The sequence below is a fragment of the Flavobacterium sp. GT3P67 genome (genome assembly GCF_004349155.1).
GTDB classification, from domain to species: Bacteria; Bacteroidota; Bacteroidia; order Flavobacteriales; family Flavobacteriaceae; genus Flavobacterium; species Flavobacterium ranwuense.
Genome location: NZ_SMLF01000001.1, coordinates 795142 through 819937, shown reverse-complemented (window position 1 = coordinate 819937; position 24796 = coordinate 795142). Strand labels below are relative to the sequence as shown.

The following is a 24796-nucleotide window of genomic DNA, read 5'->3' as shown; positions in this document are numbered from 1 at the left end:
CTTGATTATTTGTTTGTTAGTGTTTTAAGTTCGCCTTTTGATTTGATTAATTGTATTTCTGCCAGTTTATAATCTAATAATGCTGTTGTGTAGTTGTTTTGTGCAGCTACTAATTCGTTTTCTGCATCTAATAAATCAGTTAAAGAAGCCAAACCTTGAATGTAATTGTTGTTGGTATTCGTTAAAACTTCCTGAGCCAATTGCGCATTTTGTTTTTGATTGTTGATAGATATGATGCTGTTGTCAATTTGAGTTTTAGCATTTTCATATTCTAAATCCAATGACAATTTGGTTTCTTCTAAATCTACTTTTATCGATTCTAATTTGTTCTCAGCTTGACGTACTTTGGCGCGAGTTCCAAATCCGGTGAAGATTGGAATGTTTAGATTTAAACCAATTGCCGCATAATCTGACCAATAAACACCATCGGATGGTTTTTTAAACCAAGGCATTTCTGGACCTTGACCAATGTAATTGTAACTTCCAGTTAAAGAAAGTGTTGGATAATAAGCTGCTTGAACTGATTTTTTCTGAAATTGTAAAAGTTGTTCGTTCTTTTTTAACAACAAATATTCTGTTCTAGTTGTTATGTCAGGCGTTTGAGAAAGCGCATTTGCAGTAACTTCAAATTCGGTTTGCGGAATAGAAATTTTAGTTTCAATTGGCATTCCTATCAAAAATTTTAAAGAATTTTCTTGAATTTGAACCGCGTTTATTGTTTGTTGACGTTGCGTATTGATATTCGAAATCCTTACCAGAATTCTGTCTAAATCAATTTTTTTAGCCAGTCCATTGTCAAATTGACCTTTAATGATGTCTTTAACTTTATTGGTGTTTTTCAAATTATTATCAAAAACATTTAAGTTTTGACGTGTCACATATACTTGATAATAGGCATTTGCAACTTTTTCAATAACTTGTTCTTCGGTTAATTGTGCATTTATCTGATAAAATTCTCTGGTAGATTTTGCAGCTTTCAGTCCAATAAAAACCGATTGATCGTATAAAGCTTGGTTTAGCGTAATTCCTGCGCCAGAACTCCATTTTTGCCCAAAAGCTGCTTGAATTGTAGTTCCGGGTGCACCAAATCCTGCTCCATCAATAACTGTAGTTTGTATTATTGGGTTGTGATTTAAACTTCCGCTAGCAGAAATTTGTGGTAATGCTCTTGAACGTATTTCTTGAATTTCGTATTCGCCATTTTCTACTTGTAGTTTTGCTTTTTTAGCATCGGCTTTATTCTCTAAAGCGTAGTTTATGGCTTCTTTCAGTGTTAGCTTTTTAATTGGACTTGCAGCAGTATTGCTCAAGTTTTGTGATTGCGCCGAAAACGCAAAAGTCAAAATCGTTATTAAAATTATATTCTTCATTATATGGTGTAGTTTAGTAATTGTTTTTCAAGCTCGATAATTCCTACTGGCGTAGCCATAGCTCTGGTGTGGTATTCTAGAATTTCAATTTCTATTTTTTGAGATTCTTTTTCTGAACTTATATTTTCTTTATTGCTAAAAAGTAAGTGATAGTAAAATCGTACATAATACTCAATATTTAGGTCAGATCGATATAAACCTTCTTCAATTCCTTTTCTTATATTTCGTTCAAAAGTAGCATTACACTCATTTATTTCTCGAGACATTACCTTATCATATATTTCAGGATAATGTTTCTTTAATTGATAAATAGGAGAAGTATCTGAAGCTTTAAACATTTCTTTAAACATTTTTCTGATTTCAAAATTCTCTTCAATGGCATTGTAATTTTTAATAACAATGTTGTCAATAATTTGATGAACTTCTTTGTGAATAGTAGCCGTACTCTCTTCAATAAGCATTTCTTTATTACAAAAATATTTGTAAATCGTTTTTTTTGAAATGCACATTTCCCCGGCAATATCATCCATTGTTATGCTCTTAAAACCTAGTTTTAAGAACATATCACTCGCTTTTGATATAATTTTCTCTTTCATTTTCTTTATTCTTAATCAGTTGTGATGTATTAAAACTGTTAAATTTCGATGCAAATGTAATTTGGAAACTTTGAAAACCAAAATAGTTTCCTTAAATTTTGTGTTTATTTAACATTAAACTTAGTTTGTCTTTCTTGTTAAACTGTTAATTCTAAGTTTGCCATAAACTTAATATCTTGTCCTAAAGCTAAACCGCCAGTTTGGTTAAATGAAGTAAAGTTCAAACCAAAATCTTTGCGATTGATTTGACCCGTTATCTCAAAAGCAGCTTTTTGATCGCCATCATAAGTATTGATTCCAATGAATTCAGCATCAAGCTCCACCACTTTTGTAATGTTTTTTATGGTTAGATTTCCTTTTAAAAAATTAATGTTTTTATTGACTTTTTCGAATGAGGTCGACTTGAAACTAATAATTGGAAACTCCTTAATGTCGAATAGGTCATTCAATCCCAAGTGAGTATCTATTTGTTCCAGTTTTGCATCTTTATTATTGACATCCAAAGAGAATTCGATTGATGCATCTTCTATTTGATTATCCTCAATATCAATATGCCCATTGAATTTATTTATGGAACCTGCCAGATACGCAATTATTGAGTGTCTCATTTTTATCAGAACATCTGATTGGCTCGAGTCAACTGTCCATTTTGTTTTCATAATTCTTTGCGTTGTATTTAGAATTTATTTCAGAATCGGAATAAATTCTAAATGTTAAATTTTCGTTTGCAAATGTAAGAAGGAAACTTTGAATACTAAAATAGTTTCCGGTGTATTTTGATTTATTTAACATTTGATGACAAAAGGGAGTTTGTAATGCAAATTGAATACTGTAAATTAGCCAAAAAATTATTTTATGCATTCTATTTACCAGTATCAAGAGTTTCTTTCGGATTATTTGCAATCACAATATGAAACCAAAGAACCGAAAAATCTATACGAACCGATACATTATATTTTGGATCTTGGAGGTAAAAGAATGCGTCCGGTACTTACATTAATGAGTGCGGAGGTTTTTGATGCAGATTATAAAAAAGCGTTGCCGGCGGCTTTGGCTGTTGAAGTTTTTCATAATTTTTCGTTGGTTCATGATGATATTATGGATGATGCGCCATTGCGAAGAGGACAAGAGACAGTTCATGAGAAATGGAATTTAAACACCGGAATTTTATCTGGTGATGCGATGCTGATTTTAGCGTACCAATATTTTGAACAATATGAACCCGTTATTTTTCGGGATTTAGCCAAGTTATTTAGCAAAACCGCTCTTGAAGTTTGTGAAGGTCAGCAATGGGACGTCGATTTTGAAGTACGGAATGATGTTACGATTCCGGAATACCTGAAAATGATTCAGTATAAAACGGCCGTTTTGGTTGCCGCAGCCATGAAAATGGGAGCCATTATCGCTGAAACTTCGGAAGAAAATGCAAATCTGATTTATGATTTTGGACTGAATTTAGGTTTGGCTTTTCAATTACAGGATGATTTCCTAGATGCTTTTGGTGATCCTGAAACCTTTGGAAAACAAGTTGGCGGCGATATTATAGAAAACAAAAAAACGTATTTGTATCTAAAAGCAGTTGCTTTTTCAAAAGAAGAGGAAGCGCAGGAATTGAGACGATTGTTCTCCATTCAGCCAGAAGACAATACTGAAAAAATCAAAACGGTAAAAGAGCTTTTTAACAGCTCAGGCGCTTCAAAAGCAACTCAAGATGCAATACAAGATTTTACGTTTAAGGCTTTTCAAACGTTGGATAAAATGAATATTGACTCCGATAAAAAAGCATTACTAAAAACTTTTGGCGAGAATTTAATGGGAAGAAAAGTTTAGGTTTTTGATTGATGATTAACGATTTTTGACCCAAACGACAGCGAACTCGCGAAGCATTGCAGAAGTTTTACTTCGGATAAATAATTGTTCTATCACAAAAATCCATACCATCCAAAAATAAAAATCAGTACTGTTAACAAATCTGAATTCGTTAATAAAAAATCTAAAATCAAATGTTTATAGTTCCAAAAAATACCGATTTACTACTTACTGAAGCGGAAGGCGAAAACTTATATTTGAAATTAATTGAACAAATGAATAAGGATTTCAATCTCGCTAACGAAGCAATTGATTTTCCTTTGAGTATCTCCCCTAATGAATTGAAGTTGCAGCTTCATGAAAAAATCTACCGCCTAATTCAATATAAATTTGCTGAATACCTCAACTTACTTTACATAATTGATGTTTCTGAGGAGGAAATAAAAAAACTAGACGGATCTGATTTAGTAATTCTGGCAGAACAAGTCGCCTTCTTAATTCTAAAAAGAGAATGGCAAAAAGTCTGGTTCAGGAATAAGTATTAATTATTAATGTCAGAAGCAAAGTAAGTTTTTACATTAAAAATAAACCCTGACAAACGGCATGAATGCGCTGCCATAAATGTTATTGTCGTCATTTAATACATTGTAACGGGCGCCAATTGTAGCGTTTCCGGATCTATAACCTGCTCCCAGAAACAATCCTGTGTTCCAGTAATCTTGTGAATTGCTATTGGATCCCTCCAAATCTACATTGACTCTTAATTGTTCCAGTTCAGCCGAAAGTTGGATTTCAGATATTGGATTAAAAAGACCTATAACACTGCCACCATACAAATGGGAAGCGTAATACTCTTTTTGTTTTAAATATTTATATTGTACGCCAACCCCCAAAGCTACATACTCATTGAAATTATAAATAGCACTTGGAGCCAATGAAATGTCCGTATAGCCAGAGCCAAAGCCTAAACCAATTCCGCCTCCAAATTGCACATTCCTCCAAAACTGATTTTGGGTTTTAGGAGAGGATGAATTTTGTTGTGCAAACAGACAACTTGAAAAAAATAAGGTGATTATCACCAATAATGATTTGGAATCCTCTAAAAAGCTATTCTTTGTCATAAGTTTTTGATTTTTTAACATTTTTCAATGTAAAAGTATCTTAAAATAAATTATAAATTTATTCTATTATTGTACTTTTGCCAAACTATTTTAACAAAAAAGTATATTCACTAAATATTATGGATAGGTTTTCATTTTTAAACGCAGCACACACCGAATTTTTCGCACAATTATACGATCAATATTTAGAGAATCCAGATAGCGTTGAGCCAAGTTGGAGAGGTTTTTTTCAAGGTTTCGATTTTGGGATGGCTACTTACAATGAGGAGAACAAGGTGGAACAAATCGCTAATTTTGCAGCTAATAACTCAGATATTAATTTGGTGTCTGATAAGCTTCAAAAGGAATTTAATGTATTGAAATTAATAGATGGATACCGTTCTCGAGGTCATTTGTTTACCAAAACAAATCCGGTTCGTGAAAGAAGAACTTCATCACCTACACTTGAAATTTCAAATTTCGGACTTTCAGCAGCCGATTTAAATACTGTTTTTGACGCGGCAAAGGTTATTAACATACAACCGTGTACGCTTCAGGAAATCATAACTCACCTTGACACTATATATTGTCAACATATTGGGGTGGAGTACATGTACATTCGTAATCCAGAAGTGGTGGAATGGATTCAGCAAAAATTAGGGGTTAATGATAATCAACCTAAATTTTCACCGGATGAAAAAAAATCGATTCTGAATAAATTAAACCAAGCCGTTTCTTTTGAAAACTTTTTGCATACTAAATATGTAGGTCAAAAACGTTTTTCTCTTGAAGGTGGAGAATCTATAATCCCAGCTTTGGATGCTTTAATTGAAAAAGCAGCCGAGCAAGGAGTTGAACAATTTGTAATGGGAATGGCACACCGTGGCCGTTTGAATGTTTTGGCAAATATTTTTGGCAAATCAACCCAAGACATTTTTGGGGAATTTGATGGTAAAGATTACGACCAGGAATATTTTGACGGAGATGTTAAGTACCATTTAGGACTTACCGCTGACAAAGTTACCAGTACTGGAAAAAATATAAATATCAATTTGGCTCCAAATCCTTCGCACCTGGAAACAGTAGGTGCGGTTATCGAAGGGATTACAAGAGCTAAACAAGACAAATATTTCCCTAACGATTTCTCTAAAGTATTGCCAATCGCCGTTCACGGTGATGCCGCAATTGCAGGTCAGGGAATTCTTTATGAGATTGTACAAATGGCACAACTTGACGGTTATAAAACCGGAGGAACAATTCATATTGTAATCAATAATCAAGTAGGTTTTACCACTAATTATCTTGATGCGCGTTCCTCTACATATTGTACGGATGTTGCCAAAGTAACACTTTCGCCAGTATTACACGTAAATGCGGATGATGCCGAAGCTGTAGTTCATGCGATGTCATTTGCTTTGGATTTCAGAATGCAATTTGGTCGTGATGTATTTATCGATTTATTAGGATATAGAAAATACGGACATAACGAAGGTGATGAGCCTCGTTTTACTCAACCGGTTTTGTACAAAATTATTGCAAAGCACAAAAATCCCCGTGATATTTATGCCGATAAATTGTTAGCAGAAGGTGTCATAGGAGCGGATTATGTAAAACAATTAGAAGCAGTTTATAAAGAGGACTTGGATAACAATCTTCAGGCTTCACGCAAAAAAGACTTAACCATCATTACTCCATTCATGAAAAATGAGTGGGAAGGTTTTACACAGGTTTCGGATGTGGTAATGCTTGAAAAAGTGGATACAAAAGTTGCTAAAGATACCTTAGACTCTATTATAAAAACCGTTTCGAGCTTGCCGTCTGATAAGAAATTTATAAATAAAATTTCTAAAATTGTTACCGATCGCAGAACAATGTACGATAACAATACTATCGACTGGGGAACAGCAGAAACATTGGCTTATGGGTCGCTTTTGACCGAAGGTTATGATGTTCGTATTTCTGGGCAAGACGTAGAACGTGGTACTTTTTCGCACCGACATGCGGTAGTAAAAGTCGAAGATTCTGAGGAGGAAGTAATTTTATTAAACAGCATAGACAACAAAAAGGGGAGTTTTAATATTTTTAACTCTCATTTATCTGAATACGGAGTTTTAGGTTTTGATTATGGATACGCATTAGCCAATCCTAAAGCATTAACTATCTGGGAAGCACAGTTTGGGGATTTCAGTAATGGAGCCCAAATTATGATTGACCAATACATCTCTTGTGGAGAAGACAAGTGGAACAACCAGAACGGAATTGTTTTACTATTGCCACATGGATATGAAGGTCAAGGTGCAGAACACTCTTCGGCTAGAATGGAGCGTTATTTACAACTTTGCGCCAGACATAATATGTATGTTGCCGATTGTACAACGCCGGCCAACTTCTTTCACTTGTTGAGAAGACAAATGAAAACAACGTTCCGTAAACCACTTATTGTGTTTACACCAAAAAGTTTATTGCGTGATCCAAGATGTGTTTCTACTGTTGAAGAATTTGCAACAGGTAGTTTCCAGGAAACATTCGATGATGAAACAGTGAATAAAGCCGATGTGAAAACATTAGTTTTCTGTACCGGTAAATTCTATTATGACATTACTGCCGAAAGAGAAATCAACGGTCGTAGCGATGTAGCAGTAGTTAGAATCGAACAATTATTCCCTTTACCAGTAGAGCAATTAAAAACGATTATAGCAAAATATCCAAACGCGGATGATTATGTTTGGGCACAAGAAGAACCAAAAAACATGGGTGCTTACAGCTACATGTTGATGAACTTCGATTTAGTAAAATGGAGATTGGCTTCGTTAAGAGCATACGCAGCTCCGGCTTCAGGAAGTTATACGCGTGCAAAACGCCGTCATGCGGATGCAATAAAAATGGTTTTTGATAAAGATTTATTTAGATAATAAGGAGCTATTTCCTGCTGTACGCTATATCTTTTTCTTTTCACAGGAAAAAAGAAAAAGGTAATTGCGAGAGCAATTCGACCATCAGGACTAAAAAACAGTTCACACAATAAACACATAAGTTGTTCCAGAACAATTTAAAACATAAAATTCATAATTTAAAATAATACGAGATGATTTTAGAAATGAAAGTCCCATCACCAGGGGAATCTATAAAAGAAGTTGAAATTGCAACTTGGTTGGTAAAAGACGGAGATTATGTAGAGAAAGACCAAGCAATTGCTGAGGTTGATTCTGACAAAGCAACATTAGAATTGCCAGCAGAAGCAAGCGGAATCATTACTTTAAAAGCAGAAGAAGGCGATGCAGTAGCGGTAGGAGCGGTAGTTTGTTTAATCGATACAAGTGCAGCAAAACCAGCAGGTGATGCACCCGTTGAAGCACCAAAAGCTGAAGTTAAAGCAGAAGCGCCAAAAGCAGCTCCGGTAGCAGCAGTTCCAGCAGCAACGTATGCTTCAGGAGCACCTTCTCCAGCAGCAAGAAAAATATTAGACGAAAAAAATATAGCGCCAGCTTCAATAACAGGAACTGGAAAAGACGGAAGAATCACTAAAGATGACGCAGTAAATGCAGTGCCTTCAATGGGAACCCCTACAGGTGGATCTCGTGGAACGGAGCGTACTAAATTATCTATGTTGCGTAGAAAAGTGGCTGAAAGATTAGTTGCCGCTAAAAACGAAACGGCAATGTTGACTACTTTCAACGAAGTAAACATGACGCCAATCAACTTGATTCGTAATGAATACAAAGATGCATTCAAAGCAAAACATGGTGGAATTGGTTTAGGATATATGTCTTTCTTTACTAAAGCAGTGACGAGAGCGTTAAAATTATTCCCGGATGTAAACTCAATGATGGATGGTGATCATAAGATCGCTTTCGATTTTTGCGATATTTCAATTGCGGTTTCTGGACCAAAAGGTTTAATGGTTCCTGTAGTTCGTAATGCTGAAAACTTGACTTTCCGTGGTGTAGAAGCTGATATTAAAAGATTGGCTCTTAAAGCACGTGACGGACAAATCACAGTTGATGATATGACTGGCGGAACGTTCACGATTACTAACGGTGGTGTTTTTGGAAGCATGTTGAGTACACCAATTATCAATCCTCCACAATCCGGAATTCTTGGAATGCACAACATTATCGAGCGTCCTATTGCTGTAAACGGAAAAGTGGAAATTCACCCTATGATGTATGTGGCACTTTCTTATGACCACAGAATCATTGATGGTCGTGAGTCTGTTGGATTCTTGGTAGCTGTAAAAGAAGCGCTAGAAAATCCATTAGAGTTATTGTTGGATAACAATCCTAAAAAAGCTTTAGAACTATAGTTTTAAAATTTTAGAATATAAAAAAATCCTGTTTAGAAAAACTAAACAGGATTTTTTATTTCAGCAAATACAAACAATGATTGTAATAATCCACAATCGCTTTTCCTTTCATCAAAACATCCGCGCCAATGATTCCATGAACGGGTTTTGATTTATGTTGCAGCAAAGCCTCATTGACGTGTGATAAATCGAAAATTACAATATCAAAAGCGATGTCTTTCCAAGAACCCAGTTGCAGTTGGTTTTTTGTGGCAATTTGCGTAAACATTCCGGTGGCACCTGCTCCTGAAGCTTTTGTTTTGGATTTCTTGGCTTCCAATAAAAACAAATCGACACTCTCAAATCCGATACAACTATTTGAAGCACCCGTATCGAGAATGAAACTGCCAATTACCCCATTAATTTTAGCCTTTATCAAAAGGTGTTGGGTTTTGGTAATCTTAAATTTTACTTTTTTGTAGTTTTCTTTTTTGAGAATAGTGTGGAGGTTTTTCATTTTTTATATCTAATAAGAGCTAAAAATAATCCAATTAAAATCAAAAAAGCAATACTGTAAAAAATATAATTTGTAGAATTACTTTTTGTTTCAATTCCGCCATAATATACGAATGCACTCCAGTAATAAGGCGATTTTTTGGCATTTGGAATACTTTTGTTATTTAAAAAGCTACGTTTTGCATTTGCATTGGCTTCAAAGTAAGAGGAATCATTTTTTATATTTTTATAAAAATAATCCATAAAAACAGAAGTTGTATAATCGTTTACTTTCCACAAGGAAAACAATAAATTTTGGGCTCCGGCAAACTGAAAACCTCTGGCAATACTCATTGCGCCTTCGGATTTGTAGAGTTTGCCAATTCCGGTTTCGCAGGCACTTAGGACCACTAATTCCGAATTAATTTTCAAGTGATATAATTCCGAATATAAAATTTCCTGATCGTAAAATTTGATGCTGGCCGGGGTTTCAAGATCACCTGCAGAAGCATGTGTTGACAAATGCAGAATCGAATGATGGGGAGCATTGATTCTGAAATTTTGGAATGTTGCCGTCGCATTTTCAAAAAACTGTCCTTTAAAATTCTTTTTTATGGATTGCATTTCGGCTTTAGAAAAAGCTAATTCGTAATTCGTATTTTCAAAAACAGGAAACATTCCTAAAACGGTTTGCTGCTCTGTCGAAAGTGGTTTTGCATTCAAATAAAAACCAGCCGAATTGTTGTAGACAATCTTGAAATCATTCAATAGATAATGCATTTTGGCAAAATTACTCGTTGCTGTTTCTTTTGTGATCAAAGCTTCAAATGGAAGAAAATGGAGTAGTCCATCAGGAACAATCAATAGGTTTTTATGGATTGTGTTTTTGGGTAATTTGAGTAAATCAAAAGCAATTTTCCCATATTGATTGTAGCCTTTTACGTCATTTGAAATGGTATTGGCATTACTGAAATAGTCCAAGAATTGCCAAATTTTAACAATCGAATGGGCTGTGTTACTAAAGGAGTTTAGTTTTATTTCTTGGTTTTCCAAAGTAAAAGAATACATCTTTTCAAACCCCGAGAAATAGTAAACCATAACTGCCTTGTCTTTTTCTAGTTTTGAATACAAGGATTTCAGATCGATGTTTTCGGCTGAATTGACTTGATTTTTCGACCTGATTTTCTTTAGCGAAAGCATCAATTCGTTTTGCTTTTTCATGGCTTCGTTTATTTTTGAAACGTCTGCCAAAACTCCTTTTTGCTGTTCTTTTGCGATTTCATTAGTCCAAATTTGAAGTTGTTCCAAATGCAATTTTTCTTCTCTGGAAGCTGTTTTTTTGTTCGAAAGATAGTTTTTCAAAACCCCCGATTTTGTTCGTTCCGAAAGTTGAAAAGCACGTTCTATATATGAGCTTTTATTTTCTTTTTTATAGAGAAAATCATAAATGGAAATACATTTTTCGGTTCGATTTCTAATTCGGATTTGGTTGATGATTTTGGAGTTTTCATATACTAAAAGATTGGCAAACAAATCTTCGATTTGAAACGAAAGAGCATAAGCTTCCAACGCTTTTTTGGGTTGGTTTTGTTCCTCGAAAATATCGGCTTGCAAGTCCAGGGCGTCAAGCAACACCGTTTCGGCATAAAGGGAATTGGGATAGGGTAGAATATTCTTTTGATTGGAATAATTTGGAATTAAAATCTTGAAAACCGATGCTATAATTGTGCTTGCTTCAGCGTATTTTTTTTGTTGAAATAACAAGTCAGCTTCTTCATAATTGAATTTGGCTAGTTTTCGAGGCGAAATATTGGGGGTTGAAAAGAAATATTTCTTGGCTTTTTCAAAATAGGAATTAGCCAATTCAATGTTTTGCCATTGTAAATTTAATGCAGACAAGTTGCGGTAACAATTTGCCAGTGTCTCGGTTTGGGACTTGTCAGATTGCAATAATCGTATGGCGGCAAAATAAGAGCTTTCCAGTTTTGTAAAAATATTTGGAATCGGTTTGGAAAGTACTGGATTTTTATAGCTTAGCGCATAATTGTTTCCCAAGTTGTTCCATAAATTCCCTTTTTGAACGGCCGATAATTTCTCGATTTTTATGGTTTTTTCGAGCAAGTCAATCGCTTCTTCAACTCTGCTCGTGTTTTGATACACATTCGACAAATTGAGAATGGCGGCTATTTTTTGGGATTGGTTTTTCTCGGCATTGGCGATAAAATAATATTGTTTTATGACGTTTTCGGCATTGTCATAATCCCCTAAAATTGTGTATAAATTCCCTAACGGTTTCAGACAATATTCGATAATGTCATAATCCTGAAGTTTGTTTTTCTGATAGATTTGCCAGGCCTTTTCATAGCTTGAAATGGCTTGATTGGTTTTTCCAAATAGGTTCTGGTAGAAAGCGATATTGCAATTTAATACTACAAGTGCCAGTAGTTCGTTTTTGGATTTGGGCTTTGAATTTTTGTAAAATTGTTTTTCGTTTTCGGTGAGGTTTTGTAAGTTTTCAGCAGATGGATTTGCTACAAAAACATCAATTGTATGGTAAATTTTATCTTCTTGGGAAATAGTATTCTGTCCAAAAATATTTAGATTTAAAACCAAAAAAATTAAAACATATAAGGGATTTAAGTTCATATAACTTTTACATTGTGTAAGTAAAAAAGGATGATTTTTCAGTTATAAAGGTATGATTAGCTACTTAAATTCCTTATATTTTTACACTAAAACTTCCATAATCCATAAAACTGAAAGTAATTAAAATTCTCTTTGAAATTCATCACGTATCGGGCTCCTAAACTAGGGCCAATTCTAGCTCCACCAATCGTTAAATCAAAAAGCAAACCTGTTTTGAGCGAAGTAAAAGAGTCGGAAACCGAATTGGATTCTTTAGTTGTGCTAATCAAAAATTTATCTGTTGTTCCTTCATAAGTTTCTACTTTTTGGTTTTGATTCTGTTTTTCAGAAACGTTTATATTGGCTTGTAATCCGGCGCCAATACCAATATAATTATTGATGTTATAACGAAGTAATACCGGTATTTCCCAATTTACATTTTGGTTGTTTGAAGCTGTTGTGGTGCGTTGCAGTTGTCGAACACCATTAGTGGTGGTTACGATTTTCTCTTCAACAGCAATTGAATTGTCAAAGGAATGCAGGCTGTTCAAGAATTCAGCTTGCCAATAATAGCGGTACGATTTATAAGGGGAAAGGGTTGCGCCAGCAAAATAACTTTTGGAGTTCTGTAAATTTGGAAACAAATTATAACCTGCTTTGGCGCCAATAGAAATTCCCGGTAAGAATCGGGTAGTAGCATAATTGGTAATAATGGGGTCGTTTTTGTCGAAAATTATGGCGGTTCTGGTTTTGGTTTTTATTTTGTGAAAGTCTTTATTGAATTTCATGGAATATTTCACAAAGCCTTTGGTGCTGTCGATTTCTTTTACATTTTTCTGATTGCTCCCGGGCAGATAAATATTTTTGAAAGTAAAGAAAATCTGTTTTTGTTTGATAATCGTATCCAGACAGCTTGTTGTTGGCACTTCGTCTTTAGGGCAAATCGGACATTTTGGATACATATCTTCAATTTGAAATGTTTTCTTGTCGAACATATCCGGAATGTCCGTTTCCAAACGAATCATTCTTGCTGGGCCTTCGCCATTATTTTGGAAACGGGTTTTAAAGTTGACTCTCTTGAAACGGACCAATCTGTAATTCATGAAACTTCCGTTAGAACCCATTTTGTTTGGGTCATGAGAAGTGACGATTTCCATTTCCAAATTTTTTATCTTGTGGTTTTTAAAACTTCGGTTGGGAACAAATATTCCGCGCATGGTTACGGTTGCGCTGGTGTCTTTGATCATTTCGGGAGTGGTTTTGAATGTGTAAAAAACAGTGCGGGTTTCCGTAGGATTGCTGTCGTCAAATTCCAGAATGGAAACATTTTTGTAGGTTTTATTTGCTTCTAAAAGTGTGGCATCCAAATCTTCTTCGGAAGTTGTGGATTTGTATTTTTTGGCTGGAGCCAAAGTCTCGCTGGAGGCCAAATACGAATTAGAATTGTCCAGGTCATTTACGGATGCAAGGGTGTTTTCTTTGATTTCGCGTTCTCCGGCATGCGTTCTAAAGTCAACCAATTCGAAGTTGTTGTTTTTGAATTGTTTTTCGTTGTAAAAAAGATATAATTTACCGTTGCTTACGTAGTTTTCCAGATTTTGATAACTTAAAATTACCACCATTTCCTGTTCTGGAATAGGGTCACAATTTTTTTGTATAGTGAAGCCGTTTTGGTCTTCAATGGAAGCAATGTCTTTGTAGAGATCATCAGAAGTTTCGGTTATCGCCACTTTTTTTGGTCGTGTGGCTGGTGGTTTTCCGTTGTCATAATTATTGGTTACGGCTAGACGTGCGGTATAGGTACCTTTGGTTTTGTAGACATGTTTGGGTTCGGCTTCTCTGCTGTAATGGCCGTCACCTAGTTCCCATAGGTAAGAATAACTGGGTTTTGGTGCGCCGGCGATTGGGATCAGTGGCGGTGTTTCTGGTTTGAAAGAAACGAGCTTCCCTTTTTGATTGTAACCAATGTTTGCTCTTCGGGTAATGGTGTCTTTTACTTTTGTTTGGGAGTAAAAGGGAAATGAGGATAGTAATAAGAGGAAAAATAAAGTTGGTTTCATAATCGGGGTTTTTTTAGCCCTGATGGGAACGGCATCCTTTTTCTGGCTCCTTTAGCCAGGAAAAGATACAGTGTACAGCAGGATTAGCTCCTGAGAAGCATCAGGATGCATTCGAAAATATTTTTAAATGTAAAAAAAAGTGGTGAGCAAATCACCACTTTTTCTAAAAACTTCTATTAGATGTTATTGTATTGCATTGATTGCGGCTACTAATTGAGCTTCAGTTCCTAGCGTAGTTTCGGATAAAGTGAAAGTGTACACATCGTTTGCTTGAACGGTTACGGCTTTGATTGCGTATCTCCAGTTGCCATTATCTTCGGTTGCAAAAATTATGTGCATTTGTAATCCTATTGGAATTTGACCGTAATGCTCACTAAATTGTAGTGTGGTTGGATTATAAGTATCTAACTTGGCTAGCGCATTTTGGCCCTCACCATCATAGGACAAGTAAATAGCACTATTTGTATTGTTATATCCTGTTGGAACGCTTGCTAAAATGGTGGTTCTTGGTCTTGGGTCACTGTAGAATTTATCTACATTTGTCCAACCAAAGTTTCCAAAAGTCACCGTATAGCCGTTTTGATTAAAACCAACCGCTCCATCTTTTCCTCCTCCAGCTGCGCCTCCAGGTCTTACCCAAGCAAGGTTGTCATCGTCTTTTGTGTCGCCTGCCCAAAAAGTCATTCCAGTATCAATAGCAGTCCCTGTTAAATTTGAGGGCACTAGAAGTTGAATTGTGCCTGTTGTAACTAAATCTACACCTCCCTGAGAGGCTTTGATGAAAAATTCACCACCGGATTTCAGTAGACTTTTTTTACCGTCAGGCATAACTCCCATCGTAGGTTTGTTAGCTATTAGCATGTTTCCTTTGTCGAAAAGTTCAATAAATGTAATATCAATTGCTCCGGTTACAGGATTTCCGTTTTTAGTAAGTGCATTTCCGTCTAATTTTATAGTCACTCCTTTTGCAGAAGTTAGCGTGATAACTCCGGTTCCAGCAGTTGCTGTAAAATTTTGTGTGTTCTTTTTTACCCCTTGTTCCCTTATTGCAATAAATGCTGCTTTTGTTGGAGGTGTTGGAGTTGTGTTTTCATTGGTAGTACAGCTTGCAAAGGCTAGTGTTGCTAAAGCTAAAAGGGCGATGTTTTTAAAATTTGATTTCATGATTTCTAATTTTTTAAAATGGTTTTTTAATAGATACTTTTTGTTTTGTAATTGTTACCCCAATTGGCAAACTATTTTTTGTCGTTTATTAGGGCTTCATTCTTATATCAACTTTCTTATTGTTTTGTTACCCCTTATAATCTGAATCTTTTCTGAGTATCGATAATTTCAAGTTGTTTAAGGGACGTTTACAGGGTTATATCAAATTGGTTTTATAATTGTTACCCTTTTAATTTGAATTTATTTCAGATTCTTTTTTACATTAGCCAATAAAAAGTTTTTTATGGCTAACAATGCGATTCATCCGGATCAAATTTATATAGACGGACTTGCCAATAATAATTCGGCAATGATCCAATCTATCTACAAAAAGTTTGTTCCCAAAGTGGTTACCTATATAAGGAATAATTCAGGTGATGAAGATCAGGCCCAAGATGTGGTTCAGGAAATCCTGATTTTGCTTTTTAATCAGGCAAAAGTTAACAAATTGCAACTCACTTGCCCGTTTGACGCCTATTTTTTTTTGTTATGTAAAAGGAAATGGCTGAATGAATTGAAAAAAGCATCGAATAAAGGGGTAACAATCAGGGAGGATTTTGCATCTAATAATGAACCCTCAGATGAGATGGTTACACAAACCGAAGCATTCGAGGAGAAACAACAGCTTTTTGATGCGATGTTTCAAAAACTGGGTGACAAATGCCAAGAGTTATTAAAATTGAGTTTTACCCTCAAATCTATGGAAGAGGTGGCGGAGAAACTCCAGGTGACTTACGGGTATGTCCGCAAGAAAAAATCGTTGTGTACCGGTCAATTAACCCAGTGGATTCAGGAAACAAACCGATTTAAATCTTTAAAAATCACTTAGCCATGAACGAGGACCGTTATATAGTATTCGACCACTATCTTCAAGACGAATTGTCTGTCGAAGATAAAGTAAAGTTCGAGAATCAATTGGCTGAAGACCCGGAATTGGCTTCGGCATTTGAAATTTTCAAGGAATTGAATCTTCATCTGGAAAATAAATTTGGCAATGCCGATGAGTTTAATGCTTTCAAAGAAAATTCAAAATCGATTTCGAATGATCATTTTAAAGCTTCTAAGCCGAAAACAAAAGTGATTGGATTTAAGCCTTGGATTTATTTGGTTGCAGCATCAGTTGTTGTTTTGTTGGGGTTGTTTCTTTTTAATCCAAAACCAAATTTCGAAGATTTCAACCAACATGAGAACGCTTATTTCACCGAAAGAGGGGCGGTTGATGAAAAACTGAAACAAGCAGAGGACGCTTTCAATGCAAAAAATTATAAAGCAGCCATCTCATTTTTTAAAGCCGTTTTAAAAGAGAAAGACACGCCGGAAATACACTATTTCTATGGGATTTCCTTATTGGAAACTAATGAAATTCAAGAAGCTGAAGTTGTTTTTAACGAACTAAAAGCGGGGACTTCAATTTATAAAAATAAAGCAATTTGGAATTTGGCTTTAGCCAAATTAAAACAGAAAGATTATAAATCCTGTAAGGAAATTCTATTTACTATTTCCTCAGATTACGAGGATTATGAACAAGTTCAGGAATTATTGAAGGAATTGGATTAAATTTTTAAAACAAAAGCAGCACTTTTATAAGTATAACGAAAAGATACAAAAGAATTTTCTGGAGTATCTTTTTTTCTTTTTGACTTTTGTTATAAAATTTTAAAAAACTTCGCAACTTTGTAACCTTAAACTATAGACTTGGAAACAAAAGCAATAATCACCGATACCCATACACATTTATATTCTGAGGAATTTGATCAAGACCGAAATGAAATGATACAGCGCGCCATTGATGCCGGGGTTTCACGATTTTTTATTCCTGCAATCGACTCCACATGTACGGAGTCTATGTATGAATTGGAGAAAAATCACCCTACCACTGTTTTCTTGATGATGGGTTTGCATCCTACGTATGTAAAAGACAATTATCTCGAAGAATTGCAACACGTAGAAAACGAATTGGCGAAAAGAAAATTTTATGCCATTGGTGAAATTGGAATCGATTTGTATTGGGATAAAACGCATTTGAAGGAGCAGCAAATCGCCTTTAGAAGACAAATCCAGTTAGCCAAACAATACAAATTACCTATTGTGATTCATTGTCGGGAAGCTTTTGAGGCCATATTTGAAATTCTGGAAGAAGAAAAATCAGCTGATTTATTTGGAATTTTTCATTGTTTCTCCGGAACGCATCAACAAGCATTACAGGCGATTTCGTATAATATGAAGCTGGGAATAGGTGGAGTAGTGACTTTTAAAAACGGGAAAATAGATCAATTTTTGAATCAAATCGATTTGAAACATATTGTTTTAGAAACGGATTCCCCTTATCTGGCACCAATACCCTTTCGAGGCAAACGCAACGAGAGTGGGTATATCGTTAATGTCGTAGATAAGTTAGCGCAAATTTATAGTCTTTCGGCAAATGAAGTTGCAGCAATAACCACGGAAAATTCCAAAGCTATTTTTGGGATTTAAAGAAGAATTTACCTTATTTTGATATTTTTTTTGTTCATTTGCCAACACAAAAATTGAGAACCAAAATGCAGAAATTTGACGCTATTCGGCCATTTTATGATTCCGAAATAAACGAAGCACTTCAGAATGTTGTAAATCATCCCATGATGAAAGCATTGATGAATTTTACTTTTCCGGATGTTGCTGATGAAGTTTGGAAAGAACAATTGCGAAAAACGCATTCTATTCGTGATTTTCAGTGCAATTTTATTTATCAGTCTGTTCAAAGAGTTTTGGAAAAAAGCTCTGAAGGTTTGACTACTTCAGGTTTTGAAAACTTAAAGCCTAATACCTCCTATCTATTTATCTCGAATCATCGCGATATTCTATTGGATACCACTTTGTTGAATACCGCTTTATTTGAACATGGGTTAGCGATGACGGCTTCTGCGATTGGAGATAATTTAGTCAAGAAATCGTTTCTGAATACGTTAGCCAAACTAAATCGAAATTTTTTAGTGCAGCGTGGCTTAACGCCAAGGGAAATGCTACAAAGTTCAAAGTTGTTATCAGAATATATTGGCAATTTATTACTCCATGAAAACCGTTCCGTTTGGATTGCGCAACGTGAAGGAAGAACCAAAGACGGAAATGACGAAACTAATCCGGGTGTTTTGAAAATGCTTGGAATGGGTTCTGACGAAAAGAATTTGATGGATTATTTCAAAAAGATAAAAATTGTACCGGTTTCTATTTCGTATGAATACGACCCAACGGATGCTTTGAAAATGCCTCAATTGATGGCTGAAGCCAATAATGAAGTGTACATTAAAGAAAAAAATGAAGACTTCATGACAATTCTTAGCGGTGCTTTGGGACAAAAGAAAAGAATTCACATTCATGTTGGTAAAGTGTTAGATACTGAAATTGATACAGTCATTGCTGAGAATGATAGTACCAATAAGCAAATAGTAGCTTTGGCAAAAGTAATTGATGATGCAATATTGAGCAATTATAAGTTGTGGCCAACGAATTTTATTGCCTATGATATTGTAAACAAGACAGATCACTATTCCCATTTGTACACCGAAAATGAAAAATCGTTATTCGGTCGCAGACTTGAAATGCGTATTGATCATGACAATCCAGTAGCTTTAGATGGTTTTTTGGCGATGTATGCGAATCCGGTTGTGAATAAATTAAAATACCATGATGTTGTATAAATCCAAAATACTTTTGATTTATACTGGTGGAACCATCGGTATGAGGAAAGATTTTGAAACGGGTGCACTTAAGGCTTTCAATTTTAGCAAATTATTACAACGAATCCCAGAATTGAAACAATTGGACTGTGAAATAGAAACAATTTCATTTGAGAATCCCATTGACTCTTCTAATATGAATCCTGAAGAATGGGCAAAAATTGCTACAATTGTTGCTGATAATTACGTTTCTTTTGATGGATTTGTTGTGCTTCATGGATCAGATACGATGTCGTATTCCGCATCAGCTTTGAGTTTTATGCTCGAGAATTTGTCAAAACCAGTTATTTTTACGGGTTCCCAATTGCCTATTGGAGATTTACGTACTGATGCCAAAGAGAATCTGATTACTGCGATTCAAATTGCTTCTTTGCGCCATAATGACGCGCCAGTTATCAGTGAAGTGTGTCTTTACTTTGAATACAAATTATACCGAGGCAATCGAACCACCAAGATTAATGCCGAACATTTCAAAGCGTTTACCTCCCCTAATTATCCTGAATTGGTGGAATCCGGAGTACACTTAAAATTGAATCCCGAATTGTTTTTACCCAAAAACGAAAATAAGGAATTCAAAGTTCATAAAAATTTGGATAATAATGTGGCTATCATAAAAATGTTTCCAGGTATCAGTGAAGCAGTTTTATCGGCTATTTTAGATATTCCGAATCTTAAAGGTGTTGTTTTAGAAACCTACGGAGCGGGGAATGCACCTACGGAAGAATGGTTTTTAAATTTATTAAAAAAAGCAATTTCCAGAGGTTTACATATAGTGAATGTTACCCAATGTTCCGGGGGAAGTGTGAGAATGGGACAATATGAAACCAGTACAGGCTTGAAAGAAATTGGAGTGATTTCCGGAAAAGACATTACCACTGAAGGCGCAATAACAAAATTGATGTATTTACTGGGTCAAAAAACAGCTCAAAAAGACTTTAAGGCTATCTTTGAAAGGGCTTTACGAGGCGAAATGGTATAATATTCAGTTTTTACTTTTCTAAGTCAGTTTTTTTTGTGTTCTTTGCAACCTTAAATGAAAATAGAGAGGTGGCCGAGTGGCTGAAGGCGCACGCTTGGAAAGCGTGTATATGGCAACATATCGAGGGTTCGAATCCCTTCCTCTCTGCAATAAACCTTGATTATCAATGGTTTGCGAATATTACACCCAAATTTACACCCAGAAATGTAAATTTGGGTGTTTTTTTTAAATACAATTAATTGCTTCAATCCTTTGTTTATCTTTATCGGTACAAAATTATTTAACTACTTTTGAGCAATAATGAATGTTTATAAATGTATCATTTTTTTATTAAATGACAAAAGAAACTCATATCGAACAAAGCTTTACTACCAAGCTAACTGATTTAAAATACATTTATCGTGATGATATTCGCGATAGGTATTCTCTTGAAAAAAACTTTAGAGAAAAATTTGAGGCACTTAATCGAGTACGTTTAAGTAATGCTGAATTTGCAAGATTGCGTGATGAAATTATCACTCAAGACGTTTTTGCTGCTTCAAAAATACTTCGTGAGAAAAATTATTTTCAACGTGAAGATGGAACTCCTTTACATTACACGTTAGTAAACATAAAGGATTGGTGTAAAAATGATTTTGAAGTTATCAATCAATTACGTATCAATACTGAAAATAGTAATCATCGTTATGATGTTGTCATTTTAATTAATGGTTTGCCAATTGTTCAAATTGAATTAAAAGGCGTTGGCATTTCTCCACGACAAGCGATGCAACAAATTGTTGATTACAAAAATGACGCAGGGAATGGTTATACCAATTCGCTCATGTGTTTTATGCAGTTGTTTATTGTGAGCAATCAATACAATACATACTATTTTGCAAATAACAAAAATCAACATTTCCAATTTAATGCCGATGAGCAGTTTTTACCTGTTTATCAATTGGCTGACGAAAGCAATAAAAAAATCACCAATTTAGATTTATTTTCAGATAAGTTTTTGTCTAAATGTACTTTGGGCGAAATGATTAGTAAATACATGGTGCTTGTTGAAAGCGAACAAAAGCTTTTGGTGATGCGACCTTATCAAATCTATGCCGTTAAAGCTATTGTGGATTGCATTAGTCAAAATCGTGGTAACGGTTACATTTGGCACACAACAGGAAGCGGTAAAACCTTAACATCTTTCAAAGCATCAACCTTATTAAAAGAAAATCCTGAAATCGAAAAATGTTTGTTTGTGGTAGATAGAAAAGATCTAGACCGACAAACTCGTGAAGAATTCAATAAATTTCAAGAAGGAAGTGTTGAAGAAAATACAAATACCGAAAGTTTGGTAAGACGTTTGTTGTCTTCTGATTATTCGGATAAAGTAATTGTAACTACCATTCAAAAATTAGGTTTGGCTCTTGATGATACCAAAAACTACAAAGAGCGTTTAAAATACTTGAGCGATAGTCGTATTGCATTTATTTTTGACGAATGCCATCGTTCGCAATTTGGTGATAATCATAAAGCAATTAAAGAGTTTTTCCCAAAAGCACAGTTGTTTGGCTTTACTGGTACACCTATTTTTTCTGAAAATTCTAATTTCATTGTTAGAGAAAATGAAGAAGCTACCTTTAAAACTACTGAATCCATTTTTGAAAAACAATTGCATTCTTACACTATAACACATGCTATTGAAGACAAAAACGTGTTACGTTTTCATATCGATTATTTCAAAGGGAAAGGCGAAGTAAATCCAAAACCTGGTGAAGCCATTGCGCAACAAGCCGTTGTAGATGCCATTTTAGAAAAACACGATGCCGCTACCAACCACAGAAAATTCAATGCGGTTTTAGCCACAGCTTCTATCAATAATGCCATTGAGTATTATCGTTTATTTAAACTCGCTCAACAGAAAAAGAAAGATGTTGATGAAGATTATGTAATGCTTAATATTGCTTGCGTTTTTTCGCCTCCTGCTCAATTAATTGCCAAAGAGGGTGACCAGAAAAATGCGGAGGACATTAAGCAATTACAAGAAGATTTGCTTCAAGAAAAAGAAGACAATAAAGTAAATCCAGAAGAAAAGAAAAAGGCATTGATTGAAATTATTGATGATTACAACAATCAATTTAAAACCAATCACAACATCAACGAGTTTGATGGTTACTATCAAGATGTTCAATCAAGAATAAAGAACCAAAAATACAGTAACAGGGATTATGCTCACAAAAATAAAATAGATATTACTATTGTGGTAGATATGTTGCTCACCGGGTTTGATTCTAAATTTTTGAATACGTTGTATGTAGATAAAAACTTGAAATACCACGGATTAATTCAAGCGTTTTCACGTACCAATCGTGTTTTAAATGACACCAAACCGTATGGTAATATTTTAGATTTTCGTTCTCAACAAGAACAGGTAAACCAAGCGATCGCTTTGTTTTCTGGAGAAAGTAAAGACAAGGCTATTAAGATATGGATGGTTGAACCAGCTCCCGTAGTTATTGAGGAATACAAAAAAGCCGTGGAAGCTTTGGGTATTTTTATGGAAGAAAATAATTTAGCAAATGAACCTCAAGATGTATACAACCTTAGAGGTGACAGTGCCAAAATTGCTTTTGTAAAAAATTTTAAAGAAGTACAACGACTAAAAACACAACTAGACCAATATACAGATTTAGACGAAACTCAAAAAGAAGTTATTGAAAACATTTTACCAACCGACCGTTTACAATCGTTTAGAAGTTCGTATTTAGAAACGGCTAAGCAGTTTAAAGCGATACAAGACAAAGAAGGCAACGATGCTCCTGAAGATGTACAACAATTGGATTTTGAATTTGTATTGTTTGCCTCTGCGGTGATTGATTATGATTACATCATGAATTTGGTAGCAGACAACCTCCAAATGAAACCGTCTAAACAAAAAATGACGAAACATGAAATCATAAGTTTGTTAAGTGCTACAGCCAATTTGATGGAAGAACAAGAAGATTTAACCGATTATATCAATAGTTTAGATTGGAACACAGGGCAAGATGTAGATAAATTACGCAAAGGGTATCAAACCTTTAAAGATGAAAAGAATGATAAGGTATTAGCTGATATTGCTCATTTTCACGGGTTACAAACAGCCGGTTTAAAAGTATTTGTAACCAACATTATGGGCCGATTAATTTTTGATGGTGAAAAACTAACCGATTTGTTAGAGCCATTAGAATTGAATTGGAAAGAACGCAGTGTAAAAGAACAAGCACTGATGACAGACTTAATACCTTTATTAAAAAAACAAGCTCAAGGGCGAGAAATATCTGGATTGACGGCTTATGAATAATGAAAGAAATAAATTGATTCCTGAACTGCGTTTTCCAGACTTTATGAATGAAGGTAATTGGGAAGAAAAAAAATTAGGGGATTTTGGGAGATTTTTTCGAGGTCTTACATATAGTGCAGATGATACATCAAGTAAAGGTTTGTTAGTTTTAAGGTCAGGAAATATTCAGAACGACACCCTTGTTTTAGACAAAGATTTAGTTTATGTTGACAAAGAATGTGCGGATGAACTAAAATTGTTAAATGGAGACATTGTAATATGTATGTCTAATGGTAGCAAGGCTTTAGTGGGCAAGAATGCAGAATATAAAGATGAATACGATGGTAAAATAACAGTTGGTGCATTCTGTTCTATAATGAGACCAATAAATAAATTCACCAAATATCTTTTGCAATCAGACGCTTACCAAAGTTTTATTGCTTTGTCAATTGGTGGAGGTAATATAAATAATTTAAAAAATTCTGATTTAGAGGAATTCAAGTGTTATACTTCTTCAAGCCCTAAAGAGCAACAAAAAATCGCAGATTGTCTTTCTTTTTTAGATGAATTGATAACTGCTCATACAGATAAATTAGAAACTTTAAAAACCTATAAAAAAGGCTTGATGCAAAACCTTTTTCCTCAAGTTGGTGAAAAAGTGCCAAAATTAAGGTTTAAGGAGTTTGAAAAAGAAGGAGATTGGGAATATTTAAATGGAAATGAACTCTTTGATACAATATCAAATAAAAATCACAATTCTGATTTACAAATTCTTGCAATTACTCAAGAACAAGGAGCAATTCCTCGAAATTTGATTAATTATAATGTAATTGTAACCGAAAAAAGTTTAGAAAGTTATAAAGTTGTAGAAAAAGGTGATTTTATTATTAGTTTGAGGTCATTTCAAGGAGGAATTGAATACTCAAATTTTAAGGGAATATGTAGCCCAGCCTATATTATACTAAGAAAGAAAAATGAAAATTCTGAAAATGAATTTTATAAGCATTATTTTAAAACAGATTTCTATATTAGAAATCTTAATAGAAATTTAGAAGGACTTAGAGACGGAAAGATGGTGAGTTATAGCCAATTTTCTGAAATACTATTGCCAAACCCAAACCCAAAAGAACAACAAAAAATAGCTAATTTTCTTTCCTCATTAGATAGCTTAATTACGGAACAAGCAGATAAAATAGAGCAATTAAAATTGCATAAAAAAGGTTTAATGCAAGGGCTGTTTCCTAAAGTAAAAGCGTAAAA

19 protein-coding genes and 1 tRNA gene are annotated in these 24796 nt (G+C 34.6%); 12 read left to right on the top strand and 8 right to left on the bottom strand.

What is annotated here, in order from left to right:
• Positions 1 to 5: 5 nt before the first annotated feature.
• From E0H99_RS03565 to E0H99_RS03555, 3 genes are all read right to left on the bottom strand, one after another.
• The gene (locus E0H99_RS03565) at positions 6 to 1370 is read right to left on the bottom strand and encodes a TolC family protein (RefSeq protein ID WP_131991229.1); all 1365 of its coding nucleotides are present in this window, start codon (positions 1368 to 1370) and stop codon (positions 6 to 8) included.
• Complete coding sequence (locus E0H99_RS03560) at positions 1370 to 1966, bottom strand: TetR/AcrR family transcriptional regulator (protein ID WP_131991227.1); 597 nt, start codon at positions 1964 to 1966, stop codon at positions 1370 to 1372. The genes E0H99_RS03565 and E0H99_RS03560 overlap by 1 nt, the downstream gene beginning before the upstream one ends.
• A 137-nt stretch (positions 1967 to 2103) precedes the next feature.
• Positions 2104 to 2625 (bottom strand): YceI family protein, encoded by a 522-nt coding sequence (locus E0H99_RS03555; RefSeq protein WP_131991225.1) that lies wholly within the window; start codon positions 2623 to 2625, stop codon positions 2104 to 2106.
• A 196-nt stretch (positions 2626 to 2821) separates the two neighbouring features.
• Between E0H99_RS03555 and E0H99_RS03550 the strand changes: the two genes are divergently transcribed.
• Both E0H99_RS03550 and E0H99_RS03545 read left to right on the top strand, forming a co-directional pair.
• Positions 2822 to 3796: a polyprenyl synthetase family protein gene (locus E0H99_RS03550; protein ID WP_131991223.1), complete on the top strand. Its 975-nt coding sequence runs from the start codon at positions 2822 to 2824 to the stop codon at positions 3794 to 3796.
• A gap of 173 nt (positions 3797 to 3969) precedes the next feature.
• A complete protein-coding gene (locus E0H99_RS03545; protein WP_113664520.1) occupies positions 3970 to 4320 on the top strand; it encodes a hypothetical protein in 351 nt (116 codons plus the stop codon).
• A gap of 33 nt (positions 4321 to 4353) precedes the next feature.
• Here the strand turns inward: E0H99_RS03545 and E0H99_RS03540 are convergent, their stop codons facing one another.
• On the bottom strand, positions 4354 to 4896 hold the full coding sequence (locus E0H99_RS03540) for a hypothetical protein (RefSeq protein ID WP_131991221.1): 543 nt from the start codon (positions 4894 to 4896) through the stop codon (positions 4354 to 4356).
• Positions 4897 to 5015: 119 nt separating this feature from the next.
• Between E0H99_RS03540 and E0H99_RS03535 the strand changes: the two genes are divergently transcribed.
• A complete protein-coding gene (locus E0H99_RS03535) occupies positions 5016 to 7787 on the top strand; it encodes a 2-oxoglutarate dehydrogenase E1 component (protein WP_131991219.1) in 2772 nt (923 codons plus the stop codon).
• 173 nt (positions 7788 to 7960) lie between these two features.
• Positions 7961 to 9178 (top strand): 2-oxoglutarate dehydrogenase complex dihydrolipoyllysine-residue succinyltransferase, encoded by a 1218-nt coding sequence (gene odhB / locus E0H99_RS03530; protein ID WP_131991217.1) that lies wholly within the window; start codon positions 7961 to 7963, stop codon positions 9176 to 9178.
• 55 nt (positions 9179 to 9233) lie between these two features.
• Here the strand turns inward: odhB and E0H99_RS03525 are convergent, their stop codons facing one another.
• The 4 genes from E0H99_RS03525 to E0H99_RS03510 form a co-directional block, all read right to left on the bottom strand.
• Complete coding sequence (locus E0H99_RS03525) at positions 9234 to 9674, bottom strand: retropepsin-like aspartic protease (protein WP_131991215.1); 441 nt, start codon at positions 9672 to 9674, stop codon at positions 9234 to 9236.
• On the bottom strand, positions 9671 to 12298 hold the full coding sequence (locus E0H99_RS03520) for a CHAT domain-containing protein (RefSeq protein ID WP_131991213.1): 2628 nt from the start codon (positions 12296 to 12298) through the stop codon (positions 9671 to 9673). The genes E0H99_RS03525 and E0H99_RS03520 overlap by 4 nt, the downstream gene beginning before the upstream one ends.
• An 86-nt stretch (positions 12299 to 12384) precedes the next feature.
• Positions 12385 to 14337, bottom strand: coding sequence for a PKD domain-containing protein (locus tag E0H99_RS03515; RefSeq protein ID WP_131991211.1), 1953 nt, complete (start codon positions 14335 to 14337; stop codon positions 12385 to 12387).
• A gap of 183 nt (positions 14338 to 14520) precedes the next feature.
• On the bottom strand, positions 14521 to 15501 hold the full coding sequence (locus tag E0H99_RS03510) for a hypothetical protein (RefSeq protein WP_131991209.1): 981 nt from the start codon (positions 15499 to 15501) through the stop codon (positions 14521 to 14523).
• 283 nt (positions 15502 to 15784) lie between these two features.
• Between E0H99_RS03510 and E0H99_RS03505 the strand changes: the two genes are divergently transcribed.
• The 8 genes from E0H99_RS03505 (at position 15785) to E0H99_RS03470 (ending at position 24794) form a co-directional block, all read left to right on the top strand.
• Positions 15785 to 16369 (top strand): RNA polymerase sigma factor, encoded by a 585-nt coding sequence (locus tag E0H99_RS03505; RefSeq protein ID WP_131991207.1) that lies wholly within the window; start codon positions 15785 to 15787, stop codon positions 16367 to 16369.
• Between the two features lie 2 nt (positions 16370 to 16371).
• Positions 16372 to 17097, top strand: a complete 726-nt coding sequence (locus E0H99_RS03500) for a tetratricopeptide repeat protein (protein ID WP_131991205.1) — start codon at positions 16372 to 16374, stop codon at positions 17095 to 17097.
• 138 nt (positions 17098 to 17235) lie between these two features.
• Positions 17236 to 18015, top strand: a complete 780-nt coding sequence (locus E0H99_RS03495) for a TatD family hydrolase (RefSeq protein ID WP_131991203.1) — start codon at positions 17236 to 17238, stop codon at positions 18013 to 18015.
• A 65-nt stretch (positions 18016 to 18080) separates the two neighbouring features.
• Complete coding sequence (locus E0H99_RS03490) at positions 18081 to 19217, top strand: 1-acyl-sn-glycerol-3-phosphate acyltransferase (RefSeq protein ID WP_131991201.1); 1137 nt, start codon at positions 18081 to 18083, stop codon at positions 19215 to 19217.
• Entirely contained in the window at positions 19207 to 20235 is a 1029-nt protein-coding gene (locus E0H99_RS03485; RefSeq protein ID WP_131991638.1) for an asparaginase, read from the top strand. Before E0H99_RS03490 ends, E0H99_RS03485 begins: the two co-directional genes overlap by 11 nt.
• Positions 20236 to 20297: 62 nt before the next feature.
• Positions 20298 to 20382: transfer RNA gene (locus E0H99_RS03480), tRNA-Ser, on the top strand.
• A 187-nt stretch (positions 20383 to 20569) separates the two neighbouring features.
• Complete coding sequence (locus E0H99_RS03475) at positions 20570 to 23557, top strand: type I restriction endonuclease subunit R (protein WP_131991199.1); 2988 nt, start codon at positions 20570 to 20572, stop codon at positions 23555 to 23557.
• Positions 23550 to 24794: a restriction endonuclease subunit S gene (locus E0H99_RS03470; protein WP_131991197.1), complete on the top strand. Its 1245-nt coding sequence runs from the start codon at positions 23550 to 23552 to the stop codon at positions 24792 to 24794. The genes E0H99_RS03475 and E0H99_RS03470 overlap by 8 nt, the downstream gene beginning before the upstream one ends.
• Positions 24795 to 24796: the final 2 nt, after the last annotated feature.